Consider the following 14,330-nt stretch of genomic DNA (forward strand, 5'->3'; position numbering starts at 1 on the left):
AGGCATTGGGGTTGCAAGTTCCTGCTTTCGCAGCATTTTTTCACTGCCTACTGCCTACTGCCTACTGCCTACTGCCTACTGCCTACTGCCTACTGCCTACTGCCTACTGCCTAGCTAAAGCTTCCCCAACAGATCCAGCGTCGGCCAGCCGTCCACAGCCAGGCCAAGGCGCGTCTGCTCCTTGCGGATGGCTTCGCGGGTGTTGGTGCCCAGGATGCCGTCGACCGTGCCCACGTCATAGCCCTTGGCTTCGAGTTTGGTCTGCAGCGCCTTCATCTGGTCATTGTTGAGGCCGGTTTCGGGGGTGCGCGGATCGAACTGCGGCGCGCCCGCCAGCCTTGCGGCGAGGTTGGCCGCCGTCAGCGCGTAGGTGAAGGACTGGTTCCACTCCAGATAGACATCGAAATTGTCATAGGTGAGGAAGGCCGGCCCCTTGCGCCCCATCGGCATTGCCAGGCCCGCCTTCAGGCCATTGTCCACAAGCGGCGTGCCGTTCGGGTTGGTGACGCCCCACTGCGCCCATTGCGACAGCGGCAGCTTGTTGGTGCGCCCGGTCTGGTCCCACGGCATCTCGTCGGGCACGCGGACTTCCTCGATCCAGGGCTGGTCGCGCTTCCAGCCGCGCGACAGCACCTTGTTGGCCGTGGTCATGATCACATCGGGCACGCTGTTGCGAAGATCGACCTTGCCGTCGCCATCGCCGTCGACGCCACGCGCCAGATAGTCGGAAGGCAGGATCTGGGTCTGGCCGATCTCGCCGGCCCAGGCGCCCTTGACGTCCGCTGGCAGCACGCCGCGGTCAATGAGCTCCAGCAGCGGCACGAGTTGCGGACGGAAGAGCTGCGGGCGGCGGCAGTCGTGCGACAGCGTCACCAACGCGCTGAGCGTGTGGAAATCGCCCTGCACGGCGCCAAAATCCGTTTCCAGCGCCCAGAACGCGGTGATCACGGGTGCCTGCACACCGAACTGCTGGTCAGCACGGGCGAAGACATCGGCGTATTTCTTCATATTCACCGCGCCCTGCTTCAGCCGGTAGGCCGAGATCATGCGGCTGGAGAATTGGATGAAGGTCTGGGTGAAGACCCCTTGGGCGCGGTCGCGCGCCAGCACCCTGTCGTCGATGGCGGCGTCTTCGAGCGCATCAAGGCCGACCGCGCCGACGCCGGCTGCCTTGGCTTCCGCCGCCACGCCCTGTTTCCAGGCTTCGAAATCACCGCCGCATTCCTGCGCCATCGCCGGCAGCGCCGTGGCGCACAAAAACAGCGCCGCGAGGGCTTGGGAACGCAATAGCATGGACTTCCTTCCGACATTGAAACGCCAGAGCGCCCCCTAAGCGTCCACTTGGACACTGGGCTCTGGATTACCAGCGGTTGCAGATATTACCGCTGGCTTTGTCGAAAAGCAGGCGAAGCGCCCGGTGTCAACGGGTGTTCTGCCGCAGCCACTTGTTCCAGGCGGCTTCCGTGCCGTTGAAAACGTTGATGTCGGACTTGCCCGTCATGCCCGGAACGATGCCGGTTCCGGTGTACTGCCAGAAGGTGAAGGGGTGGCTGCCATATTTCTCACGGGGATGGCCCGCCACCGAACGCAGCCAGTAGGGATAGCCGCGGTAGGTCGACAGATTGTTGTTGTCGAAGAAATCGACGGAGGTGTAGATGATCGGCTTCTTGCCATAGTGCTTCTCGATCATCTCGAGGAAGACGGTCATCTCCGCGCGCACCGTGGCTGGATCGGGGCGCAGCTTGCAGGTCGGCGACTGCGGGTTCCATTCCATGTCGAGCACTGGCGGCATTGAAGAACGGTCGTTGGGCACATTCTGGATGAACCAGCGCGCCTGGACGATGGCGGGCGTGCAAAAATAGTAGAAATGATAGGCCGCGCGCGGAATTCCGTTGGCTTTCGTGCGGCTCCAATGCTCGTTGAAATACTCGTCGAAGCGGTCGCCGCCCTCGGTCGCCTTGATGAAGGCGAAGGAAATGCCGCTGGCCTTGGCTGCCGGCCAATCGACCGACGTCTGGTATTTGGAGACGTCGGTGCCGTGCACGGCATAGTTCCAGGGCGCGCCGCTGTCCCATTCATGCGGCTTGGAGTCGGCAAAGCGCGGCGCGCGCACCACGACAGTCTTGCTGCTCGATGACACCGGTGCGAGGTCGTCGACGGTCGAGCACGCGCTCAGCAGCGACAGCATGATAAGGGCCGCGAAACCGCGCATCGCTTCTCCTGAACCGGTTTCAGCCGGCCGCTGATGGGTCTGTTGTCCTGGGCCCCTGGTCGTCCCCCGGACGATCACCCCACAGGATCGCCCAGCATCTTAGGTGATCGCCGATCATGGTTGATATTCGGTTGACGGCGCTCGACAAGTGCCATGATTTGCGGAAGCAATGGCGGCAAATCGATGGCATGGGGACACACCCCGGTCGAACCGAGGGTGAAAAGATGCGGATCCTCTTGAAGATCATCAAATGGCTGCTGGGGCTGGTCGTGCTGGCGATCGTGGCATTCGTTGCCTGGCTCTACATCGCGCCGCCCGAACTGATCCGCGTCGGTTCCGGCTATTCGGCCAAGATCGTCTGTTCGAATGTCTTCCTTGCCGGACGCGATGCCAGGCAAGTGCTGGCTGTCGACGTGCAGGCGCCGGGACATCCGCTGCTCAGGCTGATGCGGGTTTCCGTGGACAAGAACAGGGGCACGGTTTCGGCGGGCCTGCTTGGCGTGCTCGGCAAGAGCGTGGCCATTGCCCGTGACGGGGTGGGCTGCGCTTCGGTTCCGGACGGCAATCTTAGCAAGGCCCGGCAGACGAAGCTCCATGCCGGGTCCGTCGCGTCGCCACGGGATGTGTCGGTGGATGCATTGTGGCCGGATGGCGAGCGGGTCGAGGCTTCACAGAATCCGGTGATTTCGAAGCTGCTGGACGATGCGGGGCTGACCGGCACCGGTATGCGTGCGGTGGTGGTGGTCAAGAATGGCCGCATCGTCGCCGAGCGCTATGGCGACGGCTTTTCGCAAAAAACGCCGCTGCTCGGCTGGTCGATGACCAAGACGGTGAATGCCGCCATCATCGGCACGCTGGTCAAGGACGGCAAGATGGCGGTGACCAGCCAGGGCCTGTTCGGGCCATGGAAAGCCGACGGCCGCGCCGCCATCAGCCTTGCCGACATGATGGCGATGTCGAGCGGCCTGCAATTCAACGAGGACTATGGCGACGTCGCCGATGTGACGCGCATGCTCTATCTCGAACCCGACATGGCGGGCTTTGCCGCGTCCAAGCCGCTGTCCGGCGAGGTCGGGAAAGTGTTCTCCTATTCGAGCGGCACGGCGGTGATGCTGTCGAGGCTCTGGCAGGAAGCGATCGGCGACAAGGACAAGGCGTTGGCATGGCCGAGGACCGCGCTGTTCGATCCGCTGGGCATGCACAGCGCCGTGCTGGAGACCGACGAACAGGGCACGTTCGTCGGTTCGTCCTATCTCTACGCCTCGGCGCACGACTGGGCCCGGTTCGGCCAGTTCCTGCTTCAGGGCGGTGTCTGGAACGGCAATAATATCCTGCCGGCCGGCTTCGTCGACTGGATGCGCGAGCCGGCGCCGGCTTCGAAAGTCTACGGCAAGGGCCAGTTGTGGATCGAGGGACCGGGCGACGAGGAAAGCCCCGGCGCCGGCGTTGCCGCCGGCCTGCCCAAGGATACCTACTGGATGGAGGGGCATGACGGCCAGACGGTGACCATCATTCAGTCCGAGCAACTGGTGGTGGTGCGGCTCGGGCTGACGCCGGCGAAGGTCGGCTATCGGCCGCAGGCGATGGTGGGGGCTCTGGTGAAGGCGCTACATTAATCGCGGTGCGATCCGAGCACGGCCAGCCATGCGTAGCCGCGATAAAGCGTTCTGAAACGAAAGGTTGTGCCGGTCCGCTGAGATTCCGAATCCAGAACCTCGCGCAGGTTGGCGCGCGGTTCGACGTGGAATTTCCGCAGCCAGCCGCGCAACAGGGAACGGAACCAACGCGGCAGCCCCTCCTGCTGGCCGAAATCGACGATGTGCAGTGACCCCTTGGGAGAAAGCGCGGCGAGGGCGGCGGTAACAGTCTTTTCCCAGCCGGGGATCATCGACAGCGAGTATGAGACGAATATGCCATCGAAGGATGCGAGGCCGAACAGTGCCGCAGCGTCGAAATCCGTGGCGTCGCCCTTTGCCAGCTTGACGCGTGCCGACAGGCCTTCGCGGGCGATTGCCGCGCTGGCGGTCTCCAGCATTTCCGACGAAATATCGAGACCGAAGAAGCGCGCCTCAGGATAGCGGCGAGCGGCGAGGATGATGTTGCGGCCGGTGCCGCAGCCAAGCTCCAGCACCGTGCCACCGGCCGGTACGTCGAGCCCTTCGATCAGCCTGTCACGGCCGAGCAGATAGTATTTGCGGGTCAGGTCGTAGATGTGGCGCTGCCAGCGGTAGACGCCGTCCATCAGTTCGGCATGGCCAGCGGGCAGTTCGGTGGTGCTCATGCGCTGCGCTTCACATAGAGGTGGAAGCCGCCATAGATGGCCGAGCGGTCAAGAGCCGAGAATTCGCGCGAGGCCTCGGCCTCATAATTCCACTGGTCGAGCAACGAGGTGGAGACGCGGCCGGGCAACAGGCTGGGCTCGGCGGCGGTGCGGAAGATGACTCGGGCATCGGCGGACGCGGTGCGGGTGATCTCGGCCCACAGCGCGTTGAGCTGATCGTCGGTCATCCAGTCCTGCGCGTCGAGCAACACGAAGCGATCAACGCTGCCGGCATCCTTTGCGGCGAGGAATTCGATCAGATTGGCATGATGGATGGCGACGCGATCGATATTCTTGTGGATCGTCGCGTAGTTGCGCTTTTCCAGATAGGCGGGCAGGGCGGCTTCACCCGGGTTCGGGTAGCGCCGCGCGAAAGCCTGCCAGGCGAAATAATTGTTCTTCAATGGAAAATCGCAGGCGAGCTTCTCAAGCCGGGCTTTCAGGACGCTGGCCATCGTGCCGTCGCCCGACGTAATCAGCGAATCGTACTGGGCTGGTGGGATGCCGAGGCCGAACAGCGAGGCCTTGCGCGATGTCGCCCATTTCAGCAGCGGCTTTTCGAACACCGGCGCCAGTTCCTCGTTGAAGAAGCGGCGCTGGTCGGCAATGCTCTTCGACGCCATGATGCCGGCGGGATCGACGCCGAAGAATTTCGCCGTGCGGTGGCCCATGGCGATGAACAGGCCGAGCAGGCCGGTCTGGTAGAAATTGCGGTCGAAAACGGCGATGCGCCGGCGGCCGCGCCAGTTGCGGCGTTCCCAGTAGTGGCGGCTGACTGGATCGAGATGTGGCGCGATGAAACGGTCGTAGGCTTCCGAATTGTGACGGGTGTCGGCCGCGCCGAAGAAGCGGAACAGGTCGCCTTGCGAGGGGAGATGACGTACTGCCTGCAGCTTCATGCGGTTCAGCGCGACGTGAGCCGTGTTGAGATCGACAGCGTCGACCGTTGCCGGCGAGCGGGTTAGGTAGGCGAGGATGTTGCAGCCACCCGAGGCGATGGTGACGATGCGATGTCCCTGGCCGAGCTGCATGGCTTCCATGTCGACATCGGGGTCTTCCCAGATCTGTGGGTAGACGAGACCTGAGAAGAGGAAGGCGAAGAGCCGCTCCGAGATGCCAGCTTTCGAAAGCGGGCGGTTCTGGTAGACGGCTTTTCCAACTTCCTTGCCGCGGCGGAAAACCAGTTCTCCAGAAACGTCCGTCATAGCCAGGTGATTCCCCATTTGCTTTGCCGCAAGCGGGTATCGCAGGGTCATGACAGGCCGGTGACAGCCTGTTGACGTTGGATGGCGCCAATCTTGCGCTTTGTGCAGCGCCCAGAACCGGTTTGGCACTCTACGGTTGCTGGCTGCCGCACTCCGGCCTCATAGCTTCCCAACGAGAAAACCTTCGCCGGACGTAGGCCGATGCCTGTCGGCGTGACCGACTATTGGGTGAATTGCGTTACGGGCCAGTCACCGCGGTTCTCCTTTGATTTCCACGCTGCCTCACGGCAATTCACGCGAGCTGATCTTGTATCAGGCAAATGACGTTGTTTGATTGAAATTAGCCTTATCTAATTCAACCGTAATTGGTAGTGACCATCGATCTGTTTAAAGAAAATAAGAATATTTCCTCTAAACACATACTGCTGATGAAACAGATTTGGTTTTGGATGCGGACGGGCGGATGCACCGAGAAGAGGGAAATAAGTGAAAATGGCCGCAACAGCCGCTAGCTATAGATGATCTGGTCTCTCCAGGTGCTGCGGTTTGTAGCCGCGCTGATGGTCGTTTTTCTGCATGCTGTACAATCCGCGGCCCGGATTTCCGCTGTCGGAGTAATCCCCTACGAATTTGAACTGATAGGCTCGGCCGGGGTCGACATCTTCTTTGTCATCTCCGGTGTGATCATGGCGACGGTAGCGCCTGGCAGAACGCCCGCCGAATTCATCCGGGCACGACTGCTCAGGATCGTTCCGATCTACCTTCTGTGCAGCATACCGGCGATACCGATTGCGGCCATGGGCCCTGGGTTCGGCTGGCGCAACATCCTGGCCACGGTGTTCTTGTGGCCGGCAACCGACAGGATGGTAGCACCTGCGCTTGGAGCGGCTTGGACGCTGTGTTTCGAAATGCTCTTTTACGCCGCGGTCGCGCTGCTGCTGTTGGATCGGCGATGGCTATATGCCCTTCTGGCCATCTTCGCCGGCGCGTTTCTGCTACGCCGGGTCGGCCCTGTCTTTCAGTTCTTGGGCAACCCTATCATCGTGGAGTTCATGGCAGGTGTGGTGATTGCCAGGATTGGCAAAGTCCGGTGGGGTATTGCCATGTTGCCATTGGGGGTTTGTGCTCTTTTTCTCGCGGCTTGGCTTATGGTTATTCCAAACGGGTACAATGAGCTCTTTCTAACGGGCGAACAGAATATCCAACGTGTCGCCGTTCTCGGGATACCCGCTATTCTTATCGTTTACGGCACCATGCACATACAGGTGCGCAGGAGCGTATGGACCTACCTGGGCGGAGCCTCTTACTCTCTCTACCTTGTGCACCCAATATTGCTCTCCGGGCTCGCCGTCATATGGGTGCTATATCCGGTAGGCCCGAACGTGATTGTCACGATCGGGATCGTTGCTTCGCTGGTCGTGTCGTTGCGTGTTTACGAACGGATTGAGAAGCCGATGATGGCCAGGATAAAGCGGGCAATCCCGCCAGCGGCAGCGTCGGTTGAGGCATAGTTATCCTCCTGGCCAGAGTCGGATGACTTCGCCTTTCTCTTGGCGCCTGAACGGATGCTCAAAGCGCAGGTGTCCCGGGTCAAGCCGTTGCCGTCTCGGGTATCACGCCTTGCCAAAGGCTCCGGGTGTTGGCGTGGTGACGATGATGATCTCGCCGGCATTGAGCGTTGTCTGGTCGCATGCCCTCAGCAGATCGATCGATCCGTCCTTGCGCCTGATCTTGGTCGAGCCGACCTCGCCGTCGCCGCCACCGTCCAATCCCTGTGGCGGGCGGTTGCGATGCGAGGACAGGATCGCGCATTCCATCTTTTCGAGGAAGCGGATGGTGCGCTTCGTGCCGTCGCCGGCGCTCCATCTGCCCTTGCCGCCCGACCCTTCGCGGATGTGGAAATCCTCGAGCACGACGGGAAAACGCAGTTCCAGCACTTCCGGATCGGTGAGGCGCGAATTGGTCATGTGGGTGTGGACGCCGGAGGTGCCGGCAAAGCCACGGCCGGAATTCATGTGGCCGGCCGGCGAGCCCGAGCAGATCGTCTCGTAGTATTGATACTGCTTGTTGCCGAAGGTCAGGTTGTTCATCGTGCCCTGGGCGTTGGCCATGGCGCCCATGGCGCCGAACAGCGCGTTGGTGACATGCTGCGAAGTCTCGACATTGCCGGCGACGACCGCTGCCGGGTAGGCGGGTTTCAGCATCGAGCCATCGGGAATGATGATGTTGATGGGGCGCAGGCACCCGGCATTCATCGGGATCATGTCCTCGACCATGACGCGGAAGACATAGAGGACGGCCGCGCGGGCGACGGGCTCGGGCGCGTTGAAATTGTTCTTCATCACCGGTGATGTGCCGGTGAAATCGACGGTGGCTTCACGCTTTTCGCGATCGACCGTGATCTTGACCTTGATCACCTGGCCGGTGTCGGTCGGGTATTCATACTGCGAGGTGTCAGGCAGCCGTTCCAGCACCCGGCGCACGCTCTCCGCCGCATTGTCCTGGACATGGCCCATATAGGCCTCGACGATATCGAGCCCGAAATGCGCGACCATCTTGCGCAGTTCGGCGACGCCTTTCTCGTTGGCGGCGATCTGTGCCTTGAGGTCGGCGACGTTCTGGTGGGGGTTGCGGGCCGGGTAGGGATGGTCGGTCAGCAATGTGTGCAATTCCGTCTCACGGAACCTGCCGCGATCGACGACGCGGAAATTGTCGAAAAGCACGCCTTCCTCGTCGACCGTGGTGGCGAGTGGGGTCATGGAACCGGGGGCTGTGCCACCGATATCGGCATGGTGGCCGCGCGAGGCAACGTAGAAGAGGATTTCCTCCCCCCTTGAGGGGGAGGTGCCGCCGAAGGCGGCGGAGGGGGTCGCCGCGGCAGTGCTCGATGCCCTGGCGGTGCCTTCTGAGAGGACCCCCTCTGGCCGCTCTGCGGCCATCTCCCCCTCAAGGGGGGAGATGAAGTCGGCGCTTGCAAAAACCGGCGTCACCACGGTGATATCCGGCAGATGCGTGCCGCCATTGTAGGGTGCGTTCAGCGCAAAGACGTCGCCGGGATGGATGTCGCCGGAATTCAGTCGGATGATGGTTTCGACCGAGCGGTCCATGGAGCCCAGATGCACGGGCATGTGCGGCGCGTTGGCGACCAGCGCGCCGGTGCGGTCGAAGACGGCACAGGAAAAGTCCAGCCGCTCCTTGATGTTGACGGAATAGGCCGTGTTCTGCAGCGTCACGCCCATCTGCTCGGCGATCGACATGAACAGATTGTTGAAGACTTCCAGCATCACGGGATCGGCCTCGGTGCCGAGGGCGGCGGTGCGTGCTTTCCGTTCCGTGCGGCGTATCACGACGTGGTTCAGGTTGGTGATTTCGGCACGCCAGCCCGGCTCGACGACGATGGTCTGGTTCGGCTCGATGATCAGGGCTGGGCCGGCGACCAGATGGGACGGGCGCAGGTTCTCGCGACGGTAGACGCCAGCCTCGTGCCAGCGGCCTTCGGTGTAGAGGTTCCGGCTTTCCGAAGGCTTGATGTCGACCCTCGGCGGTCCTGCCGGCGCGTAGGCTTCAGCGTTTTGCTGGTTGCGGATCTCCGTGCCTTCGACACCGACGGTTTCGACGATCATCGGCTTGTCGTCATAGATGAAGCCGAATTGCGCCTTGTGGGCGGTTTCGAAGTCGTTTCTGGCTTGCGCAATCGAGCCATGCTCGAAATTCACCGGCAGCGCCGTGTCGGTGCCGTCGTAGCGGATTTGCAGCACCGGCTTCGCGGCAACGGCGCTTTCGGCGATATTCTGCGCCGCGAGTTCCCCGATCACCGCCTTGCGCAGAACGGCGATGAGATCGTCGATCGCCGGCTTGGAGTCTTCGGCCAACGGCATCAGCAGCGCTTGCTGGCGCGAGGCAAAGACCGAGGACAGGCCGATGCCATAGGCCGAAAGCAGGCCTGAGAAGGGGTGGATCAGCACCGCTTCCATGCCGAGCGCGTCGGCAACCAGGCATGCATGCTGGCCGCCGGCGCCGCCAAAGCAGTTCAGCAGATATTCGGTGACATCATAGCCGCGCTGTACGGAAATCTTCTTGATGGCATTGGCCATGTTCTCCACGGCGATGGTGACGAAACCTTCGGCGACGGCCTCGGGCGCGCGGCCATCGCCGATTTCGGTGGCCAACGCGGTGAATTTCTCGCGCACCGTCTCGACATCGAGCGGCAGGTCCTGGCCAGGCCCGAAAATGGCGGGGAAAAAATCCGGCTGCAGCTTGCCCAGCATGACATTGGCGTCGGTAACCGCGAGCGGACCGCCGCGCCGGTAGGCGGCCGGGCCGGGATTGGCGCCGGCGGAATCGGGGCCGGCACGGAAACGTCCGGCTTCGTAGTGCAGGATCGAGCCGCCGCCGGCCGCGACCGTGTGGATGCGCATCATCGGCGCGCGGATGCGCACGCCGGCAACCTCTGTATCGAAGGCGCGCTCATATTCACCGTCATAGTGCGCGACATCCGTGGAGGTGCCGCCCATATCGAAGCCGATGACTTTCTCGAAGCCGGCGAGTTTTGCCGTCTCGACCATGCCGACGACGCCGCCAGCCGGACCGGACAAAAGCGCGTCCTTGCCCTGGAACATGTCAGCAGCGGTGAGGCCGCCGGATGACATCATGAACATGAGGTGAGGGCTTTCCCTCCCCCTCGAGGGGAGGGTGGCGGCGAAGCCGCCGGGTGGGGTCGGGTCGAGTGGGTTCGACCTGCTCTCCCCCCTTGAGGGGGAGATGGCCGCAAGGCGGCCAGAAGGGGTACTCTCAGACGACCCCACAAGAGCGTCGAGCACTGCCGCAGCGACCCCCTCTGTCGGCTTCGCCGACATCTCCCCCTCAAGGGGGGAGAAAACGCCCAACTCCCCCGCCACCCTTTGCACATATCTCGACAGGATCGGCGACAGATAGGCATCGACCACCGTGGTGTCCCCACGGCCGACCAGCTTGATCAGCGGCGACACTTCATGGCTGACCGAGACCTGCCCAAACCCGAGCTTCCGACACACTCTCGCCACCGCCTTCTCGTGATCCGGGTACTTCCAGGCATGCATGAAGACGATGGCCACGGCGTCGATGCCGTCGGCCTTCGCTTGCTCGATCGCGGGACGGCAGGCGGAAATGTCGAGCAGACGCTCGACGCAACCGTCGGCGCGCACGCGCTCGTCGATCTCGATGACGCGCTCGTAGAGCTGCTCCGGCAGGATGATCTCCTTGGCGAAGATATCCGGCCGTGCCTGATAGGCGATCTTCAGTGCATCGCGAAAACCCTTGGTGATGAGCAGAAGCACGCGATCGCCCTTGCGCTCGAGCAGCGCGTTGGTGGCAACGGTGGTGCCCATCTTGATATCGCCGATCAGGCCGGCCGGGATGGTTGCGCCCGATGACAGTCCGAGCAGGTCGCGGATGCCCTGTATGGCTGCATCCGTATAGGCTTCGGGGTTTTCCGAGAGGAGTTTACGGGGATGCAGACCACCTTGCGGGTCACGGCCGATGACATCGGTGAACGTGCCGCCACGATCGATCCAGAAATCCCATTTTGTGGCCATGGCGGCATTCTCTCCAGCAAGCAGGTATGACTTGTTAGAATGCAAACGGGTAACCGGCAACGCTCAGCAACCGGGCTGTGTTGTTACAGGTCGATACGCAATGTGACGAAACCAGTTGGGGGTGCCATGCATTTCCCTGTCGACCGTTCACCGGAACGTGAACGTGTGTTGAAGGAGAGATGTCCATGAAAAAGCTCATTCTAGCTTCTGTTTCTGCCTTGGCCCTTTTCGGCGTCGCGGCATGCAGCGACAGCGGCACCGACAAGACCACCACCCAGAGCACCAACCCGCCGGCCGCCGATCAGACGATGAAACCGGCAACGCCAGACGCGACGAAGCCCGCCCAACCGGCTCCGGCAACACCGGCTCCTGCGGCACCTGCGCAGTAGTCGAGTATCTGTATGATGCGTCTGAGAAGGCCGGCCATGCCGGCCTTCTTGCTGTCGACACGTATGTCTTGGGGTGCTCTTCCTGTCCGTGGAGGACCTGAGGAGGTGATCTCACTGGCTGCAGCAGATCGAAAGTCCCGCTACTGCGGCACTGTCTTGGCTTGATAGGAGTGGCCGGTTGGTTCTAAGAAGCGCCCATGTCGATTTGGGACCGCCTCGGCGACTTCATCACACGCGTTTCGTCTTCTGCGTCGTCGGGCGTCGCCGACGTGGTCGAGGCCGTGCGCACGGTTTTCTCCGGCGACGCGGATTTGCGCCGGCGCGTTGCCTTCTCCGTGGCGATGATCGCGCTGTCGGCCAAGATGGCCAAGGCGGACGGCATCGTCACCCAGGACGAGGTGCGTGCCTTCCAGGAAATATTCGAGGTTCCGCCCTCGCAGACACGCAACGTGGCCCGGCTCTACAATCTGGCGCAGCAGGATGTCGCCGGGTTCGAGACTTATGCCGAACGGATGGCGCAGCTTTGCGGTTCGGGTCATTCGAACTGCGTGATGCTGGAAGACATACTCGACGGCCTGTTCCACATCGCCAAGGCCGATGGGCTGATCCACGAGCGCGAGGGCCTGTTCCTGCATCGCATCGCCCAGATCTTCCGCATCGACGAAGCGCATTACGAGAGCATCCTGGCGCGCCACGTCAATCTGGGTGCTGCCGATCCCTATGTCGTGCTCGGCATCGAGCGCGGCAAGCCGTTCGAGGAAGTCAGGAAGCGTTATCGCAAGCTGGTGTCCGACAATCATCCGGACCGGCTGATTGCGCGTGGCCTGCCGCAGGAGTTCATCAAGATCGCAACGACAAGGGTCGCGGCCATCAACGCGGCCTATGAGATGATCGAGCGGGGCCTGCGGCACGCATGAGCGGTTTCCTGCCCGACGAGCCGAACGCCGAGGTCAGGGTATCGCCGAATTTCGGCCCGAGGCGCGACACGCCCAGGCCCGACATGATCGTTCTGCACTATACGGGCATGGGCACTGGCGCTGGTGCCGAGGCCTGGTTGTGCGACCCGGCCAGCGAGGTTTCGTCGCACTATCTCGTCCATGAGGATGGCCGCGTCGTCCAGATGGTCAGGGAAAGCGACCGCGCCTGGCATGCCGGCAAGAGCTCGTGGTTCGGGCGAACGGACATCAATTCCTGCTCGGTCGGCATTGAAATCGTCAATCCCGGGCATTCTCTCGGCTACCCGGGATTCCCCAAACGGCAGATCAATGCGGTGATCGGCCTTTGCCTGGGGATCGTGGGTCGCCATTCCATTCCATCGCACCGTGTGCTGGCCCATTCCGACGTGGCGCCGGGACGCAAGATCGATCCCGGCGAGAAATTCCCGTGGAGAGCCCTGTTCGAGGCCGGAGTCGGCCACCTTGTCCCGGCCGCGCCGATCCGGCGGAGTGCAGTTCTGAAGGCTGGCGATGCGGGAACCGATGTCGAGGCACTGCAATCGATGCTGACGCTCTACGGCTATGGCGTGGAGATCACTGGAGGTTTCGATCGTCAGACCGAAATCGTGGTCGAGGCGTTTCAGCGGCATTTCCGGCCGCGCAGGGTGGACGGCGTGGCCGATTCATCGACGATCCGCACCTTGCAAAGGCTGCTCGCTTCCGTAACGGTAATCGCCGCCAAGTAATCTTTTTCGAGCAATTAAGTTACAAGCTGTCACTCAAAGTGACTTGCCCCGCCTTCATTGGCGCCAATTCGACCTTCAAACGACGCTCCGTACAAATTGTCGGACCTCCAGTCCCCGGATGCTCCGATATAGATTGAGCATTGCCGCGTGATGTCTTCACGCGCTTCAGACAGAACAGGATCAAATGCAGAAATTGACCGTTGTAACGGCAGCTCTTGCTGCCGGCGTAATGACTTTTGCCTTCAGCGCGGCCAATGCCGCCTCATCTAGCCCTCGAGCGGACCAAGGTCTTCTTCCCGCTTCCGCCACAAGTGCAAAGGCGACGACCAGCAAGGCTTCGGCCGGCCGGAGCGTGAAAGGGACGAAGAAAGCCAGGGTGGAAAAGATTGCCTCGGCCAGCGCGAAGAAGCCGACCGCCAAGCGTTACGCCAAGCGCAACAGGACAAATGTCGACATGACGACGACCGCATCGATCGGCCCGCGCAATGCGGCGGCATCGGTGGCGGCGGCCGGTGGCGGGCAGTATTCGGCGATCGTGGCACGTTATGCGGCGAGCTACGGCGTGCCGGTATCGCTGGCCAACGCCGTCATCAAGATCGAAAGCAACTACAGGCCGCACATGGTCGGCGGCGCCGGCGAGATCGGCCTGATGCAGATCAAGCCGGCAACTGCGCGGATGATGGGCTACAACGGCTCGACCCAGGGGCTCTTCGACCCCGAAACCAACATCAAATATGGCATGAAGTACCTGGCCATGGCCAAGGATCTGGGCGGCGGCACCACCTGCGGCACGATCCTCAAATACAATGCCGGCCATGGCGCCACGCGAATGAACCCGATCTCGGCGGCCTATTGCAGCAAGGTCAAGGTGCAACTGGCCGCACTTGGCGCCCCCGCATAAGCAGGAAACGCTGCCAAGACGGCAGGTGATAAGCTGCTTTTTTCGTTTG

General features: G+C 62.1%; 11 protein-coding genes. 6 read left to right on the top strand and 5 right to left on the bottom strand.

Translation table 11 applies throughout. From position 1 onward, the window contains the following. Positions 1-114 precede the first annotated feature (114 nt). Entirely contained in the window at positions 115-1,293 is a 1,179-nt protein-coding gene (locus ABVQ20_RS03500) for a lytic murein transglycosylase (protein ID WP_354458105.1), read from the bottom strand. A gap of 127 nt (positions 1,294-1,420) precedes the next feature. Then, positions 1,421-2,212 carry a glycoside hydrolase family 25 protein gene (locus ABVQ20_RS03505; protein ID WP_354458106.1) on the bottom strand — a complete coding sequence of 264 codons (792 nt, stop codon included), beginning with the start codon at positions 2,210-2,212 and terminating at the stop codon, positions 1,421-1,423. A gap of 224 nt (positions 2,213-2,436) precedes the next feature. On the opposite strand from ABVQ20_RS03505, the gene ABVQ20_RS03510 reads away from it, so the two are divergent. Further along, the gene (locus tag ABVQ20_RS03510) at positions 2,437-3,828 is read left to right on the top strand and encodes a serine hydrolase domain-containing protein (RefSeq protein WP_354458107.1); all 1,392 of its coding nucleotides are present in this window, start codon (positions 2,437-2,439) and stop codon (positions 3,826-3,828) included. On the opposite strand, the gene ABVQ20_RS03515 is transcribed toward ABVQ20_RS03510, so the two are convergent. Together ABVQ20_RS03515 and ABVQ20_RS03520 are read right to left on the bottom strand one after the other, a co-directional pair. Further along, a complete protein-coding gene (locus ABVQ20_RS03515; protein ID WP_354458108.1) occupies positions 3,825-4,493 on the bottom strand; it encodes a class I SAM-dependent methyltransferase in 669 nt (222 codons plus the stop codon). The genes ABVQ20_RS03510 and ABVQ20_RS03515 overlap by 4 nt on opposite strands. Further along, positions 4,490-5,788, bottom strand: coding sequence for a BtaA family protein (locus ABVQ20_RS03520; RefSeq protein WP_354458109.1), 1,299 nt, complete (start codon positions 5,786-5,788; stop codon positions 4,490-4,492). Before ABVQ20_RS03520 ends, ABVQ20_RS03515 begins: the two co-directional genes overlap by 4 nt. Before the next feature lie 467 nt (positions 5,789-6,255). Here ABVQ20_RS03520 and ABVQ20_RS03525 point away from each other — a divergent pair, with 467 nt between their 5' ends. Beyond that, positions 6,256-7,248, top strand: coding sequence for an acyltransferase family protein (locus tag ABVQ20_RS03525; protein WP_354458110.1), 993 nt, complete (start codon positions 6,256-6,258; stop codon positions 7,246-7,248). Between the two features lie 102 nt (positions 7,249-7,350). Here the strand turns inward: ABVQ20_RS03525 and ABVQ20_RS03530 are convergent, their stop codons facing one another. After that, complete coding sequence (locus tag ABVQ20_RS03530) at positions 7,351-11,310, bottom strand: hydantoinase B/oxoprolinase family protein (RefSeq protein ID WP_354458111.1); 3,960 nt, start codon at positions 11,308-11,310, stop codon at positions 7,351-7,353. A gap of 185 nt (positions 11,311-11,495) precedes the next feature. Here ABVQ20_RS03530 and ABVQ20_RS03535 point away from each other — a divergent pair, with 185 nt between their 5' ends. From ABVQ20_RS03535 to ABVQ20_RS03550, 4 genes are all read left to right on the top strand, one after another. Next, a complete protein-coding gene (locus tag ABVQ20_RS03535; RefSeq protein WP_354458112.1) occupies positions 11,496-11,699 on the top strand; it encodes a hypothetical protein in 204 nt (67 codons plus the stop codon). A gap of 197 nt (positions 11,700-11,896) precedes the next feature. Then, positions 11,897-12,616, top strand: a complete 720-nt coding sequence (locus ABVQ20_RS03540; RefSeq protein ID WP_354458113.1) for a TerB family tellurite resistance protein — start codon at positions 11,897-11,899, stop codon at positions 12,614-12,616. Next, the gene (locus ABVQ20_RS03545; RefSeq protein ID WP_354458114.1) at positions 12,613-13,380 is read left to right on the top strand and encodes an N-acetylmuramoyl-L-alanine amidase; all 768 of its coding nucleotides are present in this window, start codon (positions 12,613-12,615) and stop codon (positions 13,378-13,380) included. Before ABVQ20_RS03540 ends, ABVQ20_RS03545 begins: the two co-directional genes overlap by 4 nt. Before the next feature lie 184 nt (positions 13,381-13,564). Further along, on the top strand, positions 13,565-14,281 hold the full coding sequence (locus ABVQ20_RS03550) for a lytic transglycosylase domain-containing protein (RefSeq protein ID WP_354458115.1): 717 nt from the start codon (positions 13,565-13,567) through the stop codon (positions 14,279-14,281). Positions 14,282-14,330: the final 49 nt, after the last annotated feature.

This window comes from Mesorhizobium shangrilense, assembly GCF_040537815.1.
Lineage (GTDB): Bacteria > Pseudomonadota > Alphaproteobacteria > Rhizobiales > Rhizobiaceae > Mesorhizobium > Mesorhizobium shangrilense.